Consider the following 19977-nt stretch of genomic DNA (forward strand, 5'->3'; position numbering starts at 1 on the left):
ACATCCGGGCATTAATCCAGACGAAAGCGGACACCGGGTTGTCATGCTGGGAGTACAGCCTATACTGAACTTGCTGGCGCCTGACAAACCGGCGCAAGAACCGTAGCCGTTATCACGCTTTCCCTGCTTTCCGCGTTTTCCACCGTTGCCAATGCCACCGGCGCCGCCTTGAACGGCGGCGCCGGCCATCACCTCGCACACAGGAGTACGTTCCATGAATTACGTTACTACCAAGGATGGCGCAAAGATTTTCTACAAGGACTGGGGCACGGGGCAACCTGTCGTGTTCTCGCACGGCTGGCCGCTCAACGCGGATGCGTGGGACGTGCAGATGCTGTTTCTGCAGCAAAAGGGCTACCGCGTGATTGCCCACGATCGCCGCGGCCACGGCCGTTCGAGCCAGACTGGCACCGGTAACGATATGGACACCTATGCGGACGATCTGGCCGCTGTGATCGACGAACTCGATCTGAAGGATGCCGTGCTTGTCGGCCACTCCACCGGTGGCGGAGAGATCTCGCACTATGTAGGCCGTCATGGCACGAAGCGTGTCAAGAAAATGGTCCTGATCAGCGCGGTCCCGCCGCTCATGCTCAAGACCGCAGCCAATCCGATCGGCCTGCCGAAGGAAGTCTTCGACGGTATCCGCGCGAGCACCGCCAGCAATCGCTCGCAGTTTTTCAAGGATCTGGCGATGCCTTTCTACGGCTATAACCGGCCGAATGCAAAGGTCTTGCAAGGCGTGATCGACGAATTCTGGCGCGAGGGGATGCTCGGTTCGGTGCTCGGCGAGTACGAGTGCATCAAGCAGTTCTCGGAAGTCGACTACACCGCCGATCTCCAGAAGATCGATGTGCCGACGCTGATCCTGCAAGGCGACGACGACCAGATCGTGCCGATCGATGCTTCGGGCCGCAAGTCCGTCGAGATCATCAGGAATGCCACGCTCAAGGTGTATCCGGGCGCATCGCATGGCATGTGCACGACCGAAGCCGACAAGGTGAACGCCGATCTGCTTGCGTTCCTCCAGTCGTAAACCGACATAAGCAAGTTCAACGCAGCATCGACCGTGCTGTGCCGTATTGTCCGCATTAGCGTCAAATGATCGGCGGCCGGAGGAGTCCGGCCCATTTCCCCTTGGTTAACTGAGAGGCATACCGACATGGAACAAGTTACCCCGTGGAGCCAGGTCGTCTCGCTTCTATCGCATGGCATCAATGATGAAATGTTCGCGGCGCAGCCCTGGCACGCAGGCAGCGGGTCACACCCGGCCAACGGTGTGGGCAAACCGCGCGGCGCGCAGCAGGGTGTACCGGCCGCCGACTGCGATAGCAAGATTACGTCGATCGAGCGTCAGGACGAGGGCCTCGCGCTGGTGTCCTGGTGCGATCCAACAATGTGCCATTACATCGATCAGGTCTGGAATCAGGTCGTGGCCCGCAGCTCCGGTTATTGCGCGTTGACAGGGCAACGGATCGAGCGGGGCGACACGGTCTTCAAGCCTCGCGCGCGCGGGCGCAACCGCCCGGCCAACTGCAACGAAATGGTGCTTGCCGCAGCACTCGCGCAGGACGACGACACGCCGGCCTGACAAGGTGTGCCCTTTGGTTGTGTCCTCCAGTTGTGATGCTGTGACGTCCTTTTTCTATCAGGAAGAACGATGATGAAAAAATCGAAACTCGCGATGGCTCTCCTGCTTACTTCCACGCTGAGCGTGGCATGCCTTCAGGCGCATGCCCAGGTGGCGGGCTCACAAACGGTCGGCATCAGCGTATCGGAGTCGGAGTTGATCGTACGCGGATGGAGCGTGAAGAAGGCGATTCTCGGCAAGCCGGTAGTCAACGACAACGGCGAGCAGATCGGTGTGGTGCACGACATCATCATTGCGCCGGACAAGTCGGCCTCGTTCGCGATTATCGCGGCGCATCAGTTTGCCGGCGTCTCTCAACACGATGTGGCGATTCCGATCGACCAGCTCGACTTCGTGGAGGGCAAGCTGACGCTGGCGGGCGGCACGCGTGAAGCGATCAAGGCGATGCCTGCGTTCCAGTACGCGCACGTCGCTTCGATGCCGGTGACACGTTCCGAGTATTCGGAGCATCACTGAGGCGGTGTATCGGTGAGGGGTGGACGGCCCGGATGCTTCAGGCAGCCCGCGTGATCCAAGCTTATTTCGCGGGCGTCTGCTCCGCCTCCGCCTCCGGCTCCCAGCCACCGCCCAGCGCGAGGAACAGGTTGGCCTGATCGACCGCCACCTGTCCCTCCGCTGCTGCGACCTGGGCGCGGGTCGAGGTCAGCGTGCGGGTTGCATCGAGGTCCGAAATAAACGACTCGCGGCCGCCGATATACAGGCGATGCGTTTCACCCGCCGACTGCGTAGCCGACTTGAGCGCCGCCCGTAAAGCTTCGGCGCGCGTGTAGTCAGCCACGTAGGTGGCGAGACTCGTCTCCGTTTCACGCAGTGCATTGAGTACCACGCCGTCGAAATGCGCGAGCGCCGCTGTGCTGGCGTCCTCCGCTTCACGCACGCGCCCACGCGCACCGTTGGTCGGGAAGGTCCAACTGATCAGGGGTCCAAATCTCCAGTAATCGGTTTGCGACGTCACGAGATCTTCAGCGAGGCCAACTGTTCCAGTCGAGGCGCCGAAACTCACGGTGGGATACAACGCGCCGGTAGCGACGCCGATGCGCGCTGTCGACGCCGCAAGCTGGCGCTCGGCTTCTCGCACATCGGGGCGGCGCTTGAGCAAAGCAGCGCCGTCGCCGACCGGCAGCGCCTGCTTGATCTGCGGAACCTTGTTGCACGCGAGGACAGCAGGCGGCAGATCGGAGGGGGCACGCGCGAGCAGCATCGCGAGCTGATATTGGGCGATTTTGCGCCGCGCGGTGTAGCGCGGAATATCCGCCGCCAGCGACTCGACCTGCGTCTGTCCGCTGGTCACGTCCGGCTGATTGCCGCGGCCGGCATCGCGCAGACGCCGCGAAACGTCCACGCGTTGCTTCTGCAGCGCCAGCGATTGCTGCGCGATAGCCAGCTCATCCGCCGCCGAGCAGTTCTCGATGTAGGCGCGCACCACTTCGGCCACCACGGTGATACGCGCGAGATCGCCGGCTGCCCGGGTCGCTTCGCTCTCGGCATTCGCTGCTTCCACGCCGCGGCGCAGTTTGCCGAACAGATCGAATTCATACGAGACACGAATGCCTAAGTCGCCTTCGTTCGAGACCGGGATCTTGCCGAAGATCAGGTATTGCTGTCCGGACTCCTGCGCCCGTGCGAATGCGGCCTCCGCGCCGCCGGAGAAACCGCCTTGCGCCTCGGCAACGCCGAGCGCTTCCTGCGAACGCGCGAGATTCGCGGCGGCGACGCGCAGGTCGGTGTTCGATTTCAGCGCGTCGCTTACGAGCTGTTCGAGAACCGGGTCGTCGTACAGATGCCACCAGTCGGACGGCACCGGTTGTTGCGAAACGTGCTGACCGTCGACGTCGGGCAACGCCGCGTCGGCGAACGGTGCGTTGATGACCGCAGCCTTCGGCAGCGAATAGTTTGGACCGACGGTGCATGCGCACAAGGCCAATGCGAACAACGGCGCAAGTGCCGCCAGCGGTGCCAGCGGCAGAGCGGGTAGGGTGCGCAACGGCTTCATCGCGCGGCGCTCGCGGCGGATTGCGCAGTCGCTGCCGGGGCGGGCGGAACTGCAGCGGGCTGCGCCGGAGACGGCGGTGTTGAAGCCAGCTGTGATGCGGCCGGCTGTGATGCGGCCGGCACACCCGAAGCAGTCCTATGGTCCACCGCGCCCTGCGAACCGATGGACGGCGCGAGTCCGCGCACGGACACGGTCGCCGTGCGTCCTGCGATCATGCGGAAGTCCTTCGGCACATCGTCGAGCGCGACGCGCACGGGGATGCGTTGCGCGAGGCGCACCCAGCTAAAGGCCGGGTTCACGTTCGGCAGCAGGTTTGCTCCTTCGCCGCGGTCGCGGTCCTCGATCGCGGACACGATGCTCGCCACGTGCCCACGCAGCACACCCGGCTCGCCCATGATCTTGATATCGACGGCCTGGCCGATATCGATGCCGCTCAGCTTGGTCTCCTCGAAGTAACCGTCCACGCGGAACGAATGCATGTCCACGACCGACAGCACCGCCCGGCCTGACGACGCGAATTCGCCGGTGCGCGGCGCGCGGTCGTTCAGATAGCCGTCCACCGGACTGACGATGTGAGTGCGTTGCAGATTCAGACGCGCGGTATCGACGGCGACCAGCGCATCGTTGAGGGCCGCCTCGTCCGTTTCGACGCGCGAGCGGCTTTCTTCCGCTACTTCGCGCGCGACGAGGTCACCCAGCTGACGGTTGCGCACGTCTTCGCGACGGGCCTGATCGAGCGTCGCGCGCCGCTGTTGCGCCGTGGCCAGCGCCTGCTGCAGCGCGAGCGTGTAACGCGCCTGATCGATCACGAACAGCGTTTGCCCCTGCCTGACCTGCTGGTTGTCGACGACGTCGACCTCGGTGATCAGACCGGACACGTCGGGCGCCACCTGGATGATGTCGGCACGGATGCGGCCGTCGCGTGTCCATGGCGAGAACATGTAGTAGTTGATCATCTTCCACAGCACGAGGCCCGCGATCACGACGACGATCAGGGTCAGCAGGATCTGACCGATGGAGAACCATGTTTTTTTCACGTTATGAACCGGTGCGAAACGAGGACGACAAGACCCAGCAGCAGCACATAGATGCCGAGATCGAAAATGGAACGGTGCCACACAAGACGATAAAAGCCGGTACGCTCGAGCACCGTGCGAATCGCGAGGCCGAGCACATAGGCGACGAACATCAGCACCAGCACGGCCGGCACGAACACGCCGAAGACATCGACTTCGCCGATCATGGTTCGTAATCCTGAAGTGAGGTCAGTGGTCGCATCATGTGGCAGCTTCCTGGTTGGGCGCGGCAGGTGGGCCAAGCGAAGCGATCGTGGCCGGAAACAGTGACAGGCGCAACCCGACCAGCGCATGCTGCGCATCGCGCAACTGCTTGGTATAGAGGGCCGTGCTGTTCGCTGTATTGAGGAGCCCAAGGGCGCCGACCCGAGCGAGCGCCGTGTCGATCGCGGACATCAGGCTCTCGGGCACGGGCTGGCGCTTGCGGCGCGCGACACAGGTTTCGAAGTGACCGCGGATGCCGTCGAGCACATGGTCGATCGAAGCAGACGTCTCGCTGCCGAGCTTCAGACGCAGGCGGCGCAGGTCGACCGCGTTAAAGGCAATGCGCAGATCGCGGAAGCTCTCGATGGAAGGATGGCGGTTGTCGTCAGTCGCGGCTAGACGCGGGATCAACTGCATCAGGCGGTCCAGCATGCGCGCCGCCAGATTGCGTTGATCTTCAATCGGCCTGGTCGAGGCGCTCAACACCACGTCGGCCCAGCTCGAACGCATCAGACGGGAGGCCGCAAGCTCGGCGCCGAACGGCCGCGTCACGCGGGTCCAAAGGTATGCGTACAACAGACCCGCGAGGCCCGCGAGATTGCTGTTCACGAAGATAAAAAAGTCGGCATCGTAGGCGTCCTGAATGCTGATGAAGGTCGCGGTATTGACGGCCACCAGCATGGTCGCGAGATTAAACTGCGGACGCGGGATCAGCGTACCGACGAGGATGAACGGCCCCGCGAACAGGATCACGAGCATCGGGAAATCGTGCACGTTCGGCAGCACAACGAACAGATAAAGTCCCGCCAGCACGACACTGGCCGAGGTCGCAGTGAAGAATTTGAACACTTGCGGCGCGGGCTCGTCGAGCGCCGCAAAAAAGCAGCATGCGATGGCGGCGAGCGTGACCGCGCCGGCGCCGTCGTTCCAGCCGGAACTGATCCACAGCACGCAGCCAAGAACGATCGCGCCGACCGCCGAACCGGTAGAGAACAGCATCATGCCGCGGTCGAAATAGCGCTCCGTTCCGCCCACCCGCCAGTGCCGGAAGCGCGGCTGCCAGGTGCCGTCCTCTTCCACGACGATGCGCCGCAGCGTCCGGCAGTCCTGCCAGACGTCGATGACCTGCTTGAGCCGCCACAAGGCATTCGAAAGGACCGCGCCTTCCCAGGTGGCGAACGCCGCAGGCGGCAGCTGCAACGCGGCGATACGCTCGCGCAGGAGGTCGGCTTCGAGGTCGGGCCGCTCATGCTCCTTCGGGGGACGCAGCGGCGTGTTGAACCACTTGACGACATCGGCGAGCAGCGGCTCGAGTCCGGCAGGAGGCGTGCGGTGGTCGCCAAGCAACGCTATCAGAGGATCGGCCAGCGACGACATGATGGGCAGCAGCAGTTGCATGCGGCCGCGCAGGTCTTGAGCACGGCTTAGCACGTCGGGCCGGGTGTGATCGTAAGCGAGCTGGCTCAGCAGCAGTTCGAGGCTATTGACGGTGGCGGCGAGGCGCTGGCGGCAGGCCGAGATCGAGGCGCCCGCAATGCGCCCCGACAGCGTCTCGGTGGCGTAGATGGCGGCGTCGCGGAACCAGCCTTCGGTGCGCTCGATGATGGTCGGCGCGAGGCGGTTCGGCAGAACGACGCCGCCTACGACGCTCGCGCACACGATGCCGAGCAGGATCTCCTCGGTGCGGGTGACGGCGAGGTCGAAGACGGCGGTGGGATTGAAGACCGCCGGCAAGGCGATCAGCGGCATGGTGTAGCCCGCCAGCATGAAGACGTAGCTACGCGCGGTGCGGTCCGAGATCGCGAGATACAGCAGCGTGCCGGTCCACAGGGCGACGACCACGCTGAACAGATACGGGGATTCGACGAACGGCGGCACGAACAGCACCGCCGCCGATGCTCCAAGGGCGGTGCCGAGCGCCCGGTACAGCGCCTTCGAACGGGTCGCGCCCACGAAGGGATTGGAGACGATGTAGACCGTCGCCATGGCCCAGTAGGGCCGCGGCAACTGGAAGGCGAGCCCGAGGTAGAGGGCGAGCATGGCTGCCGCAAAGGTCTTGACCGAAAACAGCCAGTCGCGCAGTGAGGGGTAGACCATGGCTTGTTATGCGGTGGCACGCCGGGTGGAGGTGCATGAAGCTTGCATGATAAATGAGTCTGTCGCGATCGTGCGACATTGCAGCTAATGGAGGGCAAGCTGGTCAAGTTCTCCAGCGGTAATGTATCCGGTAGCCGCCGGGGCCTCAAGGGTACTGAAGACCTGGGCGGCGGCCTGGCGGCAGGCGATTCGTCCGCCGCGCGGTGTAGACCACCTGAAGGGTCGCAGACTACACTCTCATGCGGCGAACAAGGCGGCACGCTATCCCTCCACGCTGTATGGCTCGAAACGCGCATAGGCATTTAACAATGAGCGACAGGACTGCCCAATCCATCTGGCAACGCTGTATCCAGCTTCCAGGCCTGAGCGTGCGCTTCATGCGCTGCTGTGGTCTTCTGCTCGTCATGGCGAGTGTGCCTCTGCAGGCATGGGCGCAGCAGGCGCCGGCGAATGCCTCGTCTGACGAAACCGCGCTATTGCCGGGTCTCGTGCGTGAACCCATCGCACTGCAGATCACCTTGCCGGATGGCACGAAGCCCAACCTCGAAGCCCTGGTGGTACGCCCGGACCGCCCCGGGCGCTGGCCGCTGGTGCTGATGACGCCCGGCACGCCGCGCGTCGCTGCGACGGGTGTTGGAGACCGTGCGCCGGAACTGCTGCTGACCGCCGCGGTGGCGTTTGCGCAACGAGGGTACGCCGCCGTGATCGTCTTGCGCCGCGGCTTCGGGCACTCGGACGGTCCGTATGCAGAGAGCGGAGGTCCGTGCCGCAGCCCCGACTATCTCTCGCCCGGTAAGGCGTCGGCCGACGACTTGCTGGGCGCGCTGGACTCGTTGCGTGCGCAACCTTGGGTAGACGCTCAGCGCGTGCTGTTGCTCGGCAAATCGACCGGCGGTCTTGCCGTGCTCGCGGCGTCGGCGCGCAATCCGCAAGGCGTGGTTGGAGTGCTCGATTTCGCCGGCGGCCGTGGCTCGAGCCGCCCTGACTTTGTGTGCCGGCCGGATCAACTGATCGAGGCGGTCGAGCAGTATGGCTCGACGGCGAAGATGCCGAGCCAGTGGGTGTGGTCGGAGAACGATCATTATTTCAACCCTGATCTCGCGCGGCAAATGCTTGCGGCCTATACCTCGCACGGCGCGTCGGCGCAGCTTGCGGTGTTGCCACCGTTTGGCGACGACGGTCATGAACTGCTCTACGATGCCCCCGCTGAAGTCTGGTGGCCGACGGTCGAACCGTTCCTGAAGACGTTGAATCTGCCGACCCAGATCGTCGTGCAGTTGCCTGCCCCCGCTGCGCTGCCGCAACCGCCTGGTCTGAATGAGGGCTGCCGGGACCGGTTTGCGCTGTATGGCGCCTCGCGCAACGAAGGCAAGGCATTTGTGATCGCCGCAGGCGGGCATTGCTCGAATACGCTGATCGAGCGCACACCGCAGGAAGCCGCCGAGCATGCATTGGCGTATTGCAGATCGAGGTGGTCGGAGTGCGAGGTTTATGCGCTGGGGCAGCGGGTGGTTCAGTAGGGACGCGTGGCGGTCTGGCCCGTACGCGGCCCGTCTCCCTCGTGCTACGATGGCTCGCCAAGCTCGACGGAGAGATCGATATGAATCCGGAGACCGTAGCCAGGTTCGACCACGAATTCGCCCCCCGCATTGCAACGACCATCGCCGCCTTGTTCGACACGGGTGTGCACGCGGAAGTGTTGCCGTATCACGGCCACGGCCATCCGACCAGCGTCAGGGTATGGGCCGAACCGATCGAAGTGGTGCGGCATTATCCGCACAAGCTCAATCTGCATCTGACCTGGGACAGCGACGAAATCGAGCGTCTGATGGGAGAGGGCGGCGAGGCGCGCTTCGCCAGTTATCTGAATGCGATTCCGCGTAAGCTCGATGCATGGCACAACGCGCGCGAGGTCGATTTTCGCTCGCATACTCAGGCCGAGCCCGAGATATTGATCGGCGGTCTGGATTTCGAGTCCTGACGCCGGTGCTGTGAAGCAACCGGCGCCGTACCCGCCGGGTCTGTCGGGTTCAGAGGACGAGTCCCGTCCTCCTGGGCCCGTTAGAACCGATTCCCGTTCGTGGCAATGCTACCCGGCGTGAACGACACGCCACGCAGCACTTCACCGAAGCCGGCACTACGCAGCGTCACGAACTTTTCCCTGGCGGCGCCAGCGGCGGTCGTGTTCTTCAGCACATCGCGCGTCACCACCAGGCGGTTCGGATCAGCGCCAATATCGCCATTGCCGCTGACCGTCGACGTAATCGCCCAGATCGTCACCGTGCCGTCGTTTTCGACGCGGCCGGTCAGATTGCGCAGGCCGTCGGTAGCAGGCGCCCACGGCAGGCCCGTGGCCGAATTCGAACCCGTCGGATAGCCCGGTACTGTGTACTCCGTACCAAGATTCAGACCGGCCTGAAGCGTATAGGCCAGCGTCCACTTTTTCGCCGAGGCGTTGTAGATCCATTTCTGCAGCCCTGCACCCGTTTGCGCGGCGGCATGCGTGAACAGATCGGTGCCGCCGGTGTAGCCGTCGCCTTCATCCGCAACGTACAGCGTCGTGGCGTTGGCGAACCACATGCCGAACGGGAAGGCGGGCGTCGTCAGCTGCTTGGTGAGCGTCGTGGGGAAGCCTGCCAGGATACACATATTGCTGGGCAGACCGCTCGTTTGCAGCGTCGCGGAATCAAAGGAAAGCGGCGTGGTGGGCAGCTTCGCATTGGCCGCCGGCACGCCTGTGCCGGACGGGCAGGCCTTGCCGGTGGTGTCGAGGAAGTACACCGTATTCACGCCGTTGCTGCCGCTGCCCTTCGTGTAGTACAACACATTGTTGTAGATCGTGATGCCGCGGAAGTTGTCGTCCTTGCCGATCTTGTCGGCTTTGGCGCCGAGTTCGGTGACGGAGAAGCTGCCGAGCGGTGTCGGTGCGCCCGGGTTTTGCTGCGCCTCGGACTGGTTCGACGCTTCCACGATCTGCGCGCCTGTGCCGATGATCACGCCGTCGGGTTGCGGGTTCGAACCGTTGCCGGCATTGCCGGTGGCGTAGAAAAAGTCGTGGCCGTTGCTGTCGTTCAGAATGGCGGCGCGTCCGTTATCGCCGCTGAAGGCATTCGTTTCGGTGAAGCGGAAATTGCCCAGACCATCGACACGTGCAATCCCGCGAAACACGTTCTGCCCATCCGGATTGGTCGGATCGACTTCGCCAGGCGTATTCGCGTTCGAAGCATCGATCGCGTTCACGGGCGCAACGTAGCCGACAAAGCTCAGATAGCGGCCGTCGGTAGACAGATGCAACGCCAGTTCGGATTTCGAACTAAAGCTCGTGACCAGCTGGCCGTTCGAATCGCGCTGAGGATGCAGACTGTTGGGGACTTCGAGTGAGCTGACCATTTCGCCCGAAGGCGTCAGCTGATCGAGATAGATGCGCGACGTGATACCGAAGTTCGAGTCGGACAGTACGTTGTTCCAGACGTACGGATAGGTGCCGTCGACGGTGGCGCCGGTGCTGCAGCCTCCGGTCGTGTTGGCACAGTCCGGCGGCAGGATCGTGCCCACCTGGACATTGCTCGACAGATTGTCGTACACACTGCGGCTAACCACCAGCAAGCCGGGAAAGAACGGGGTTTGGCCGCCAAAGGGAAATTGCTGCGCACATGCACCGGCGCTTGCAGCGATCAGCGTGAGCGCTACCAATGGGTTTCGCGCTTTGAGAACAGAACGGGAATTGAAGCGGGAAAGAGCGCCGGTGAGCAGGCGCGAGCGGGCAGCGGTTTGCATCTGTAGTCTCCGTACAGCATTGAGGGAATATTAGTGACGGACCTGCAGGACAACCGCGCTACCGTAGCAGCGCTTCGTGAACGATTATTGACGTAGCGCTTTCAGATTCGTCAGGCAGTCTCTCCCAATCGAAAGAAACTGACGCTTTCCACGAGGCCAGACGCCTTGTTCTGCACAGCATCGGCGGCCGCGGCGGCCTGCTCGACGAGTGCCGCGTTGCTTTGTGTGACCTGATCCATCTGGTTCACAGCGTCGTTCACCTCGGCAATGCCGGTGGCCTGATCGACCGTAGCGGTTGCAATCGCTTCGACAATGCGTGTGACGCTGCCCGCGCTTTCCACCACGCCATCCATCGTGTCGCTCGCGCGATGGATCAGTTGTGTGCCGACTTCGATGGTCGACACCGAGTCGCGAATCAGTTCCTTGATCTCGCGCGCGGCGTCCGCCGAGCGCTGCGCGAGACTGCGCACTTCGCTTGCGACCACGGCGAAGCCGCGTCCCTGGCTGCCCGCGCGAGCCGCTTCGACTGCGGCATTGAGCGCGAGAATGTTGGTCTGCGCTGCAATGGCTTCGACCACACCGGTGATGTCGACGATCCGCTTCGACGCCGCGTTGATCTGCGCCATCGTGCGCACTGCGTCGCTCATCACGACGCCGCCGTCACGCGCCGCTTGTGCCGCGGTTTGTGCAAGTGTGGTTGCGTTGCGTGCATGACTTGCGTTCTGTTGGACGGAGTCTGTGAAATGCTGCATCGATGCGGCGGTTTCTTCGAGCGACGCCGCCTGCTGCTCAGTGCGTGCGGACAGATCCAGATTGCCCGCGGCAATTTGCTGGGTGGCGGCAGAAATGGTCGTGGCGCCCTCGCGGATTTCGCTGACGATATGGCGCAGCCGTTGATTCATGTCGTTAAGTGCAATCAGCAACTGGCCTGTTTCGTCGCTGCTCTCGACGATCACGTCGGCACGCAGATCGCCTGCGGCCACCGCTTGCGCCACCCCCACGGCTTGCCTGACCGGCACGGTGATGCTGCGGCTCAGAAACCAGACCGCCGCGGCGCCGGCCACGAGTGCCGCCAGCACGACGACCAGCAGCAGGGTGCACGCGAGGTGGTAAGCGTTGAGGGAGGCCTGTTCGATGCGCTGGTTCGAAGCCTGCGCCTGTTGCATGACCGAAGCGACAATCGCATCGATCGCATTGGTCGGCGCACGGTCGATGCCTTTGACGAGTGCGTCGACGATATGCGGGCTGTTGGGGTTGGCGACGTCGAAATGCTGGAGTGCGCCAAGATAGCTCGTCTGCAGCGACTCATGCGTGGCAATCGCATTGTCGACGCCCTCGGGATTCACGCTCAACGCAACCAACTGGCTTCTGAGCTTTTGCAACGCGGCGGTGGTCTTGTCGCTCTGTGCGATGAACGCCTGCTGATGAGTGGCGAGTGCGGTCGCATCGGTGCTGCGCAATAGCAGATCTTTCCATTCCTGAACCTGCTTCTTGAACTCGACCTGGGCGACGCGGGCGGTGTCGGCCGCCTGGCTGTATTGCTCGAGGGTCAAGGCGGATTCGGTCTGCAGCGTGTGCGTCTTCGAGAGCGCATGCCATCCTTCCAGCCCGACCACCATCGTCGCCGCCAACAGTACGGCGCCTAGCAATGCCAGCTTGGCGGCAATTTTCAGATTTCTAAAAAACGACACAACTACTCCTGGATACGTTAAGCGGATTGCTGCTTGCCGCCCGCGCTTTTGGCATCGGCGCAGCAGCTGGGACCGGTAGGGGCGGTCGGACGTTACGGCACGGTGAAGTGCGCCGCGAGTCCGGAAGGGCCGTGATGAGTATTTGAACTGTTTATGGCGGGGCGGTAGCGTCACGCCCTGCAGCGAGTCAATCTTCAGACTATTGAGCGTGTCTTGCATCGTCATTGCTGATGCGAGGCACGAAGTCTCATGCGGGTATACGGCGGCGGCGCCGCAAACTTGAACTGTCGCGGACGTGGCTTACTTTCGGCGTGTTACGGACGTGGCCTTTTGATTGACTTTCGGCGCTGCGTTTAGCGCCTCTCTTTGCGCTCGCGGCTCACATGATTGCCGAATGCAGATGATGCGGATGCTCGAGCGTTTCGGCGATGACGCGCAGCGCCTCCTCGCACTCTTCGCGATTCTTCGAGCCACCAAGACACACGCGCACTGCATTGGGTGGATTGCCATCGGTCGAAAACGCGGCACTGGCAACGGCCGCGATGCCCTGGTTGCGCAACTGCAGCGCCAGCTCGGACGAACTCCAACCGTCGACGCCCGGAATCGGCAGCCACAGATGAAAGCCATCCGCATGCGCATCGTAAGACCAGCCATCGAGGACGCGCGCCGCGATCGTCTGACGGGCTCTGGACTCGCTGCGAATGGCGTTGAGCATCTCTTGCGCGGTGCCGTCGATCACCCATTGGGTCGCGAGCGACACCGTAAACGGACTTGCCATGACAGTGGTTGCGCGCAGTGCGCCGGCGAGGCGTTGCGTCTGACGTGGCGTAGGCGCCTGCAGATAGGCGACGCGCAAGCCTGCCCCAAGGCTTTTGGAGAGACCTGTGACGTAGTAGGTCAATTCAGGCGCGAAACTCGCCAGCGTGTCGGGCGCCTGCAGCGGCAACATGGCGTAGGCGTCATCTTCGATGATCGGCACGCTGTAGCGTAGCGCGACATCCGCGAGCGCTTCGCGGCGCTTGTTGGTGAGCGTGAGCGTACTGGGATTCTGCAGCGTCGGATTGCAATAGAACGCACTCGGCTTGTCGGTCTTGCAGAGCGCTTCGAACGCATGCGCAAGCGGCCCTTCGTCGTCGCGTGCAAGCGCCTGCAGGCGCACGCCCAGTTGCGCGGCGATCGCCTTGATGCCTGGATAGGCGAGCGTGTCGAGACAGATCATCGCCCCTGGCCGCGCGAGTTGCGAAACGAGCGCCACCAGCGCGCTATGAATGCCGGGGCACACCAGCACGTTTTCCGCCGGGCAGTTGGGCAGGCGGCGTTTGAGCCACTCGGCGCCGGCTGCCTTGTCGGCCGGCGAGCCGCCGAAGTCCTGATAGCGCAGCAACTGATAGGGATCGCTATCGGCCATCAGACGGGCGGCCGATTCGCGCAAACGCGCGGCGTATTCCGCCGGCTCGGGCGGCGTGTTCATCGTCATCTCGATGCTGCTGCCGCCGGAGAGTGGCAGCGTGGCGGTGCGGCCGCGCACGAAAGTGCCGCTGCCGGCGCGCGAATCGAGCAAGCCGCGCTTCTTCGCTTCGGCGTAGGCGCGTGCCACCGTGGTGTAGTTGAGCGACAGCTCGTCGGCCAGATCGCGCAGACCCGGCAGCCGGTCGCGTGGCCGCAGCCGCCCGGTGGCGAGATCTTCTTCGATCAGATCGGGAATCGCGAGGTAAGCGGGTTTGCGGATTTCGGCGAGGCGTTTGATCCAGTGATGTGTCGGGCTACTCATCGTTTTTGTACGGCTAAAAAGTGATCGCTTTCAATGATCGGATTGATCGTTTCTGGTGAATGACTGCACCGGCTGTGCGCATTGGCATCGTGCTATTGCCCCTGGCTGGTGCGGTCAACACGGTAAACGGCGCTTCTATTGGCTGCGCTCGCTATACGCAAGCTTCAGGCCAAAAATTTTTTCGGGGCGCTTAACGAATGATCGTCTGTTTGATTGGAAAGTGATCGCATCGGCCCACGCTTTCAATGGCACGGCCGTTGCGTTAGTAAGCGCGGCGCAGACGTCTTGTGGCGCCGTGCTACCACGCGACATTTACCGTTCACGCAAACCACATTGGAGAGTGCCATGCCTGCCGTCAACAAACCGCTGCATCAGAAGGGCGATTACCTCGTCGACTACGAAGAGAAGGTCTTCGAGGATGTGAAGGCCGAGCCGGGCGAAAAAGCGCTGGTCACGTTTCACACGGTGGCCTTTGAAGGCTCGATCGGTTTCGTCAACCTGCTGCAGGCCACCCGTTTGCAACGCAAAGGCTTCGAGACGTCAGTGCTGCTCTACGGGCCAGGCGTCACGCTTGGCTTGCAACGCGGCTTTCCTACGCTCGGCGACGAAGCCTTCCCTGGTCATCTGAACTTCAACAAGCAGTTGACCAAGTTCATGGAAGAGGGCGGCAAGGTGTATGCGTGCCGTTTCGCGCTGCAGGCGCTGTATGGACATGGTGAGGCTTCGCTGATCGAAGGCATCCGCCCAATCAGCCCGCTTGACGTGCTCGACATCCAGCTTCTGCATCGTAAGGACAACGCGCTGATTATCCACACCTGGACGGTCTGAGCACGGGCGGCCATCACCATGTCTGAAAAACGCATTGTCCGTGCCGCCGCGGTCCAGATTTCACCGGACTTCGAGCGCAGCGACGGCACACTCAACAAGGTCTGCGAAGCAATCGATCAGGCGGCGCGCGAAGGCGTGCAACTGATCGTGTTTCCTGAAACCTTCGTGCCGTATTACCCGTACTTTTCGTTCGTGCGGCCGCCGGTGGCCTCCGGTGCCGATCACATGAAGTTGTACGAAGAGGCGGTCGTGGTGCCGGGGCCTGTGACGCAGGCCGTCGCCGAGCGGGCGCGCCTGCATCGCATGGTGGTCGTGCTCGGTGTCAATGAGCGCGATCACGGCAGCCTCTACAACACGCAGCTGATCTTCGACGTAGACGGCCGGTTGCTGCTCAAGCGCCGCAAGATCACGCCGACGTTTCATGAACGGATGATCTGGGGGCAAGGCGATGCGGCAGGGCTGAAGGTGGTGCAGACTGCCTATGCGCGAGTCGGCGCGCTCGCGTGCTGGGAGCACTACAACCCGCTCGCGCGCTATGCGCTGATGACGCAGCACGAGGAGATTCATTGCAGTCAGTTTCCGGGCTCGCTGGTGGGGCCGATCTTTGCGGAGCAGATCGAAGTAACGATCCGGCATCACGCACTGGAGTCGGGCTGCTTCGTCGTCAACGCGACGGGATGGCTGACCGAAGCGCAGATCGCTTCGGTCACCAGCGACACGGGTCTGCAGAAGGCGCTGCGCGGTGGCTGCAATACGGCGATCGTCTCACCGGAAGGGCAGCATCTCGCGGCGCCGCTGCGCGAAGGTGAGGGCATGGTGATCGCAGATCTCGACATGGCACTGATCACCAAGCGCAAACGCATGATGGATTCGGTGGGCCACTACGCGCGGCCCGAACTGCTGAGCCTCGCGATCAATGAACGGCCGGCCACGACCGTCTCGCCGATGCCTTCATGGGGCGCTTCTGCCAACGCTTTTGCCCCTGAAACAGCCACTGATTTCAACTCAACCACGGGATGCCGCGATGAACGCCAACGAGACCCTGCCAGCCGCGAGCCGGCAATTGATGACTGAGTTGCAATCGGTGGGCCTGCGGCTCGCCGATCCGGGTACAGGCGTCGCCAGCCGGCGCGGTGGCGCGGGGCCGTCGGACCACAAGGCCGTGACGGTGGATGGCGTGACGATCATGGTGCCGGTGCATACCAACACCGCATGGCATTCTCCCTTCGTCGCGGCGCCCGCCGACGCGAGCGGTACCAGTTCCCTGCTGCGCGGCACGATTCCGATCGCCAATATCAGCTTCCCGAAGGCGCCGCGTTTCTATGGCATGCAGACGCTCGATGGCGTGCCGTATTCGCACATCGCCACGCTGCATAGTGCCGACGTGTTGGCTACCACGGTGCTGCAGACGTGCATCCGCTACGAGAGCCGTCGCAAGACCTGCAAGTTCTGCGCGATCGGCCAGTCGTTGGCGGCAGGCCGCACGATTGCCCGCAAGAGCCCGGAGCAGCTCGCCGAGGTGGCGCGCGCGGCCGTGCTGCTCGACGGCGTGAAGCATATGGTGCTGACCACCGGCACGCCGCCCACCAGCGACCGCGGCGCGCAGATCCTGTGCGAAAGCGCGTTTGCGATCCGCGCGGCAGTCGATCTGCCGATTCAGGCGCAATGCGAACCGCCGGACGACGACCGCTGGTTCGCCCGCATGAAAGCGAGCGGTATCGATACGCTTGGCATGCATCTCGAAGTGGTGACACCTTCATTGCGCGAACGCATCATGCCTGGCAAGTCGAGCGTGCCGCTGTCGCGTTACATGGAGTCGTTCAAGGCGGCTGTGTCCGTATTTGGACGCGGCCAGGTGAGCACCTATATCCTTGCCGGACTCGGCGATACGGCTGAAGCCATTCTGACCATGTCGCGCGAGCTGATCGAGCTCGGTGTCTATCCGTTCGTGGTGCCATTCGTGCCGATCAGCGGCACGCCGCTCGAGGATCACCCGGCGCCTACGCCTGAATTCATGAAGTCGGTTCTGCAGCCGCTCGGAGCGATGCTTTCGGAAGCGGGCCTTCGCTCGAGCGACATCAAGGCCGGCTGCGGCAAGTGCGGCGCCTGTTCGTCGCTCTCTTCGTACGAGGTGTGATCATGTTTGGCGAAGCGATTGCGGGCGCATCCGAAGAACTCGATCTCACACCGGTGCTGTACACGCCGACCGAATTTCGCATCAAATGGACCACGCTGCCGTGGGAAGCTGAGGAGGCCTACAAGCTGCGGCGTGCGGTGTTCTGCATCGAGCAGGGCATCTTTGTCGGCGACGATCGCGACGAGGTCGATGAACGTGCCCAGCAACTCGTGGCGGTGAGCTGTATTGCGGGGATGCCCGAGCAGGTAGTGGGCACGGTGCGCATCCATCAGGAGGCGCCAGGTGTGTGGTACGGCTCACGGCTAGCGGTGCACGCGGCGTTTCGACGTCACGGCAAGATTGGCGCGACGCTGATCCGGCTTGCCGTGACGAGCGCTCATGCGCTAGGTTGCGAGACGTTTCTCGCGCACGTGCAGAGCCAGAACGTGCCGATGTTTCAGGCGTTGCATTGGGATGCGCTGGCACAGGAGACGATGCTTGGGCGTCCGCATCATCTGATGCAGGCGCAACTCGAGCACTACCCGCCGTGCACCACTCCGCGCAGTGGCTTTGTTGCGAAATCGCGGAGCGCGTCATGAGCGTGGCGGATCTCGTCGCCAGCTTGCGCGAGAGCCGCGGCTTCCGGCACAAGACCGATATTGCCGGTGTGGTGTCGTCGCTTGCGCGTCAGCTGCCGGGCGGCGCTGGCGATCTCGGCCAGGCGGTGGCCGTGGGCGACGATTGCGCGGCCTTGCCGGATGGTGACGGTTATCTGTTGTTCGCCATCGAAGGGATGGTCAGCGACTTCGTGCAGGCGATGCCGTGGTTCGCGGGCTACAGCAGCGTGATGGTCAACGTCAGCGATATCTACGCGATGGGCGGCCGTCCGCTCGCGGTGGTGGACGCGCTCTGGAGCAATGGCATCGAGGCGGCGCATGAGGTGCTCGCGGGGATGGCGGCGGCTTCGGTGGCGTACGGGGTGCCGATTGTGGGTGGGCACACCAATGCACGCAGCGATCAGGCGCAACTGGCGGTGTCGATTCTCGGCCGCGCCAAGGCGCTGCTGTCGAGCTTCAACGCGCGCCCCGGCGATCGTCTGCTGATGGCGGTTGATCTGCGTGGCCGCTTCGAAGAACCGTATCCGTTCTGGAATGCTTCGGTGGGCGCGCCGGCTGCGCGTCTGCGAGACGATCTGGAGTTGCTGCCGCGGCTGGCGGAGAGCGGACTGTGCGACGCGGCGAAAGACATCAGCATGGCAGGTACGCTTGGTACGGCATTGATGTTGCTCGAATGCTCGCAGGTCGGCGCACGTATCGATCTCGATGCAATTCCTAGACCGGCTGACGTGCCGCTGGCACGCTGGGTTACCGCGTTTCCGAGCTACGGCTATCTGCTCGCGGTGCGCGAAGAACACGTCGAGCGCGTGCAGGCCCAGTTCGTGGCGCGTGCGCTTGATTGTGCCGTGATTGGAACGGTGGATGCAACGCGCGAGGTTGTTGCGCATCGCGGCGATGACGCCGCCGTGTTGTGGGACTTTAGCGGTGAACCGTTTATCGTCTCGACGGATCAGGTGCTGCAATGAACACGGGCACATTGCGCATCGGGCTGCTGACGCATTCGGTCAATCCGCGCGGTGGCGTTGTGCATACGCTCGAACTCGCGAGCGCACTCAGCGCGCAGGGCCACAATGTCACGGTGTTCGCGCCAGCTACGAACGGCGAGATGCTATTTCGTACGCCCCCTTGTCGTGTGGTGTATGCGCCCGTGATCGGGTCGCAAGCCGGTACGGTAGCGCTGGTCGATGCGCGCATTCGTGCCTTGAAACGCAGTGTGCTTGAGCACGGCACGAACGCGTTCGATGTCTTGCATGCCGAGGACAGCATCAGCGGCAACGCGTTGGCAGAACTCAGGGAAGAAGGCGCGATCCCCGGTTTCGTGCGCACTGTGCACCACCTGGATCACTTCGACGATCCGCGCCTCGCGGCATGGCAGGAACGTGCGTATCGCGACGCGGATCAGGTTTTGTGCGTGAGTGACACATGGACGCGTGAAATGCTCAGCCGTTATGGAATTACTGCGGTCACAGTACCGAATGGCGTCGATCCAACCCGTTTCACGTCATATACATCGTCTGCCGATGAGGTCATGCAGCAGCAACTCGGACTCGGAGCAGGCCCGCTGATTCTCGCGGTGGGTGGCGTCGAAGCGCGCAAGAACACGCTCGCGCTACTTCATGCATTTGCCGCAGTGCGCACAGTGTTTGCCGAGGCGCAACTGGTCGTCGCGGGCGGGGCCAGTCTGCTCGATCACGATGCGTACACGCGGCGCTTTATCCAGCGAGCAGCGGAACTAGGTTTATCTATCGGACCGCAGGAAAGCATCGTCGTCACCGGGCCTCTTGAAGATGCTGCGATGCCCGCGTTATTTCGCAGCGCCGACGTGCTGGCGATGGTATCGATACGCGAGGGCTTTGGACTCGTTGTCCTGGAGGCGCTCGCCTGCGGCACGCCGGTTGTTGCGTCGGCGATCGCACCGTTCACGGAATACCTCGATAGCGCCACTTGCTGCTGGGCTACGCCGACCGACACGAATTCAATTGGCGCAGCGCTGCTGCACGTGCTCAACGGCGAGCATGCCACCGATTTCACCCATGCGGTGCCCGCGCTGCTCGCCCGCTTTAGCTGGGCCGCGAGCGCGCGCCGTCATGTCGACGTCTACCGCGCATGGCTGGCACGCCAGCCGCTCGCGATGCACTAAAGTCATTTGCACAAAG

Annotated in this window: 18 protein-coding genes; 11 read left to right on the top strand and 7 right to left on the bottom strand. The window is 63.1% G+C overall.

What is annotated here, in order from left to right:
- Window positions 1–214 precede the first annotated feature (214 nt).
- The 3 genes from BUS06_RS09305 to BUS06_RS09315 all read left to right on the top strand — a co-directional run bounded on the left by BUS06_RS09305 (window position 215) and on the right by BUS06_RS09315 (window position 2107).
- Window positions 215–1036 (top strand): alpha/beta fold hydrolase, encoded by an 822-nt coding sequence (locus tag BUS06_RS09305; protein ID WP_074264006.1) that lies wholly within the window; start codon window positions 215–217, stop codon window positions 1034–1036.
- A gap of 126 nt (window positions 1037–1162) precedes the next feature.
- The gene (locus BUS06_RS09310; RefSeq protein ID WP_074264007.1) at window positions 1163–1591 is read left to right on the top strand and encodes a DUF3331 domain-containing protein; all 429 of its coding nucleotides are present in this window, start codon (window positions 1163–1165) and stop codon (window positions 1589–1591) included.
- Between the two features lie 69 nt (window positions 1592–1660).
- Window positions 1661–2107 (top strand): PRC-barrel domain-containing protein, encoded by a 447-nt coding sequence (locus tag BUS06_RS09315; RefSeq protein ID WP_438803530.1) that lies wholly within the window; start codon window positions 1661–1663, stop codon window positions 2105–2107.
- Window positions 2108–2168: 61 nt separating this feature from the next.
- Here the strand turns inward: BUS06_RS09315 and BUS06_RS09320 are convergent, their stop codons facing one another.
- From BUS06_RS09320 to BUS06_RS09335, 4 genes are read right to left on the bottom strand one after another with little or no spacing between them, the layout of a single operon-like run.
- On the bottom strand, window positions 2169–3644 hold the full coding sequence (locus tag BUS06_RS09320; RefSeq protein ID WP_074264008.1) for an efflux transporter outer membrane subunit: 1476 nt from the start codon (window positions 3642–3644) through the stop codon (window positions 2169–2171).
- On the bottom strand, window positions 3641–4681 hold the full coding sequence (locus tag BUS06_RS09325; protein ID WP_074264009.1) for an efflux RND transporter periplasmic adaptor subunit: 1041 nt from the start codon (window positions 4679–4681) through the stop codon (window positions 3641–3643). The genes BUS06_RS09320 and BUS06_RS09325 overlap by 4 nt, the downstream gene beginning before the upstream one ends.
- Window positions 4678–4887: a DUF1656 domain-containing protein gene (locus tag BUS06_RS09330; protein ID WP_074264010.1), complete on the bottom strand. Its 210-nt coding sequence runs from the start codon at window positions 4885–4887 to the stop codon at window positions 4678–4680. Before BUS06_RS09330 ends, BUS06_RS09325 begins: the two co-directional genes overlap by 4 nt.
- 34 nt (window positions 4888–4921) lie before the next feature.
- Window positions 4922–7021 (bottom strand): FUSC family protein, encoded by a 2100-nt coding sequence (locus BUS06_RS09335; RefSeq protein ID WP_074264011.1) that lies wholly within the window; start codon window positions 7019–7021, stop codon window positions 4922–4924.
- Between the two features lie 308 nt (window positions 7022–7329).
- On the opposite strand from BUS06_RS09335, the gene BUS06_RS09345 reads away from it, so the two are divergent.
- Together BUS06_RS09345 and BUS06_RS09350 are read left to right on the top strand one after the other, a co-directional pair.
- Window positions 7330–8541, top strand: a complete 1212-nt coding sequence (locus tag BUS06_RS09345; protein ID WP_167379380.1) for a dienelactone hydrolase family protein — start codon at window positions 7330–7332, stop codon at window positions 8539–8541.
- An 80-nt stretch (window positions 8542–8621) separates the two neighbouring features.
- A complete protein-coding gene (locus tag BUS06_RS09350; protein WP_074264013.1) occupies window positions 8622–9002 on the top strand; it encodes a DUF5594 family protein in 381 nt (126 codons plus the stop codon).
- Window positions 9003–9082: 80 nt separating this feature from the next.
- Here the strand turns inward: BUS06_RS09350 and BUS06_RS09355 are convergent, their stop codons facing one another.
- The 3 genes from BUS06_RS09355 to BUS06_RS09365 all read right to left on the bottom strand — a co-directional run bounded on the left by BUS06_RS09355 (window position 9083) and on the right by BUS06_RS09365 (window position 14260).
- On the bottom strand, window positions 9083–10798 hold the full coding sequence (locus BUS06_RS09355; protein WP_254368800.1) for a hypothetical protein: 1716 nt from the start codon (window positions 10796–10798) through the stop codon (window positions 9083–9085).
- 110 nt (window positions 10799–10908) lie between these two features.
- Complete coding sequence (locus BUS06_RS09360) at window positions 10909–12489, bottom strand: methyl-accepting chemotaxis protein (protein ID WP_074264014.1); 1581 nt, start codon at window positions 12487–12489, stop codon at window positions 10909–10911.
- Window positions 12490–12868: 379 nt separating this feature from the next.
- The gene (locus BUS06_RS09365; protein ID WP_074264015.1) at window positions 12869–14260 is read right to left on the bottom strand and encodes an aminotransferase-like domain-containing protein; all 1392 of its coding nucleotides are present in this window, start codon (window positions 14258–14260) and stop codon (window positions 12869–12871) included.
- A 345-nt stretch (window positions 14261–14605) separates the two neighbouring features.
- Here BUS06_RS09365 and BUS06_RS09370 point away from each other — a divergent pair, with 345 nt between their 5' ends.
- From BUS06_RS09370 to BUS06_RS09395, 6 genes are read left to right on the top strand one after another with little or no spacing between them, the layout of a single operon-like run.
- A complete protein-coding gene (locus tag BUS06_RS09370) occupies window positions 14606–15088 on the top strand; it encodes an MSMEG_0572/Sll0783 family nitrogen starvation response protein (RefSeq protein ID WP_074264016.1) in 483 nt (160 codons plus the stop codon).
- An 18-nt stretch (window positions 15089–15106) separates the two neighbouring features.
- The gene (locus tag BUS06_RS09375; RefSeq protein WP_074264017.1) at window positions 15107–16162 is read left to right on the top strand and encodes a Nit6803 family nitrilase; all 1056 of its coding nucleotides are present in this window, start codon (window positions 15107–15109) and stop codon (window positions 16160–16162) included.
- Window positions 16155–17225 (top strand): MSMEG_0568 family radical SAM protein, encoded by a 1071-nt coding sequence (locus BUS06_RS09380; protein ID WP_074264018.1) that lies wholly within the window; start codon window positions 16155–16157, stop codon window positions 17223–17225. The genes BUS06_RS09375 and BUS06_RS09380 overlap by 8 nt, the downstream gene beginning before the upstream one ends.
- A 2-nt stretch (window positions 17226–17227) precedes the next feature.
- Window positions 17228–17803, top strand: coding sequence for an MSMEG_0567/Sll0786 family nitrogen starvation N-acetyltransferase (locus BUS06_RS09385; RefSeq protein ID WP_074264019.1), 576 nt, complete (start codon window positions 17228–17230; stop codon window positions 17801–17803).
- Entirely contained in the window at window positions 17800–18786 is a 987-nt protein-coding gene (locus BUS06_RS09390) for a sll0787 family AIR synthase-like protein (protein ID WP_074264020.1), read from the top strand. Before BUS06_RS09385 ends, BUS06_RS09390 begins: the two co-directional genes overlap by 4 nt.
- Window positions 18783–19961: an MSMEG_0565 family glycosyltransferase gene (locus BUS06_RS09395; RefSeq protein ID WP_074264021.1), complete on the top strand. Its 1179-nt coding sequence runs from the start codon at window positions 18783–18785 to the stop codon at window positions 19959–19961. Before BUS06_RS09390 ends, BUS06_RS09395 begins: the two co-directional genes overlap by 4 nt.
- Window positions 19962–19977 lie beyond the last annotated feature (16 nt).

Source organism: Paraburkholderia phenazinium (assembly GCF_900141745.1).
Lineage (GTDB): Bacteria > Pseudomonadota > Gammaproteobacteria > Burkholderiales > Burkholderiaceae > Paraburkholderia > Paraburkholderia phenazinium_B.

What these genes read in the sequence shown, in the direction of transcription:
- BUS06_RS09330 (WP_074264010.1), bottom strand. Translation starts at nt 4,887, where the DNA reads ATGATCGGCGAAGTCGATGTCTTCGGCGTGTTCGTGCCGGCCGTGCTG.
- BUS06_RS09385 (WP_074264019.1), top strand. Translation starts at nt 17,228, where the DNA reads ATGTTTGGCGAAGCGATTGCGGGCGCATCCGAAGAACTCGATCTCACA.
- BUS06_RS09370 (WP_074264016.1), top strand. Translation starts at nt 14,606, where the DNA reads ATGCCTGCCGTCAACAAACCGCTGCATCAGAAGGGCGATTACCTCGTC.
- BUS06_RS09305 (WP_074264006.1), top strand. Translation starts at nt 215, where the DNA reads ATGAATTACGTTACTACCAAGGATGGCGCAAAGATTTTCTACAAGGAC.
- BUS06_RS09350 (WP_074264013.1), top strand. Translation starts at nt 8,622, where the DNA reads ATGAATCCGGAGACCGTAGCCAGGTTCGACCACGAATTCGCCCCCCGC.
- BUS06_RS09380 (WP_074264018.1), top strand. Translation starts at nt 16,155, where the DNA reads ATGACTGAGTTGCAATCGGTGGGCCTGCGGCTCGCCGATCCGGGTACA.
- BUS06_RS09310 (WP_074264007.1), top strand. Translation starts at nt 1,163, where the DNA reads ATGGAACAAGTTACCCCGTGGAGCCAGGTCGTCTCGCTTCTATCGCAT.
- BUS06_RS09365 (WP_074264015.1), bottom strand. Translation starts at nt 14,260, where the DNA reads ATGAGTAGCCCGACACATCACTGGATCAAACGCCTCGCCGAAATCCGC.
- BUS06_RS09390 (WP_074264020.1), top strand. Translation starts at nt 17,800, where the DNA reads ATGAGCGTGGCGGATCTCGTCGCCAGCTTGCGCGAGAGCCGCGGCTTC.
- BUS06_RS09395 (WP_074264021.1), top strand. Translation starts at nt 18,783, where the DNA reads ATGAACACGGGCACATTGCGCATCGGGCTGCTGACGCATTCGGTCAAT.
- BUS06_RS09355 (WP_254368800.1), bottom strand. Translation starts at nt 10,798, where the DNA reads ATGCAAACCGCTGCCCGCTCGCGCCTGCTCACCGGCGCTCTTTCCCGC.
- BUS06_RS09345 (WP_167379380.1), top strand. Translation starts at nt 7,330, where the DNA reads ATGAGCGACAGGACTGCCCAATCCATCTGGCAACGCTGTATCCAGCTT.
- BUS06_RS09315 (WP_438803530.1), top strand. Translation starts at nt 1,661, where the DNA reads ATGATGAAAAAATCGAAACTCGCGATGGCTCTCCTGCTTACTTCCACG.
- BUS06_RS09320 (WP_074264008.1), bottom strand. Translation starts at nt 3,644, where the DNA reads ATGAAGCCGTTGCGCACCCTACCCGCTCTGCCGCTGGCACCGCTGGCG.
- BUS06_RS09375 (WP_074264017.1), top strand. Translation starts at nt 15,107, where the DNA reads ATGTCTGAAAAACGCATTGTCCGTGCCGCCGCGGTCCAGATTTCACCG.
- BUS06_RS09335 (WP_074264011.1), bottom strand. Translation starts at nt 7,021, where the DNA reads ATGGTCTACCCCTCACTGCGCGACTGGCTGTTTTCGGTCAAGACCTTT.